2 protein-coding genes are annotated in these 990 nt (G+C 49.2%); both read right to left on the bottom strand.

Annotated features, from left to right (window positions below; genetic code table 11):
- The coding region (locus J5224_RS30135; RefSeq protein WP_264628727.1) for a transporter substrate-binding domain-containing protein at positions 1-233 on the bottom strand (233 nt) is incomplete at its 3' end.
- 66 nt (positions 234-299) lie between these two features.
- Positions 300-990 (bottom strand): glutathione S-transferase C-terminal domain-containing protein (locus J5224_RS30130; RefSeq protein ID WP_264628726.1); only part of this gene is annotated, 691 nt, incomplete at its 5' end.

Raw genomic sequence — 990 nt, 5'->3', positions numbered from 1 at the left:
GGCAGATGGCTGAACACCGCTCTGGCGAGATCAATATCATAGCCTACCAGCTGATTATCCTTATCAAAATAGGTAAAAGGTCGCGGGCCGGCCGAAGTGGCGACCACGATATTAACCGGTTTATCCGTCGTGGCTGCGTTGACAGGGTCAATGCCATAAAAACCGCCGATAGCCACACCGGCACCCACTAAAAAGAACGACGCAACCGCGTGCCTGGTCATCTGTAAATTCATGGTTGTTATCCTGATCGTAAGAAATAGGTTGTTATCTCGCATCCACTATCATGCGCAATTGTCGTATTACAGCGCGGCGCGCTGGTGGGAGAAATGCCAGAGCGATACATCAGGCCCTTTTGCCAGAATTTGATACGGGTTGGCGTTGAAATCGCCTAACTGGTAACCCTGTTTGATGGCATGAAAATCGGTGGTGTCGCCAAAACCCGGCGTCTGGTAGAGATCGCGCGCATAGCCCCATAAATGCGGAAAATCGATCACGCGATTGCGGTTGGTGCGAAAAACGCTGTAGTACGCCACATCAAAGCGCGCCAGCGTGACGTATAACCTGACGTCCGAATCCGTAATGCGGTCACCAAACAAATAGCGTTGGCTGGCAAGGCGCTGCTCTAAAATATCCAAGCGATTAAATAAAGTGTCCCATGCGGATTCATAAGCAGATTGCGTCTGCGCAAATCCGGCTTTATACACGCCATTGTTGACGTCATGGAAAATAACCGCATTCAGTGCATCAATCTCCGTGCGTAACGCTTCAGGATAGAGATCGGGGGCATCCGGCTTATGAAATTTTTTAAATGCCACTTCGAAATAATTCGTCAACTTAAAATAGTCGTTATTTACCACAATCCCCTTTTTCACATCGACCACGGCGGGCACCGTGGCACGCCCGGTATAATTGGCATCGCTTTTGGCATAAATTTCGGGCAAATAATGAATGCCCAATACCGGGTCAACGCCACCTTCATCCAATGAAAAG

Source organism: Candidatus Symbiopectobacterium sp. NZEC135 (assembly GCF_025962695.1).
The sequence above is the reverse complement of the archived record's forward strand: the minus strand, read 5'-3'. Positions and strand labels throughout refer to the sequence as shown.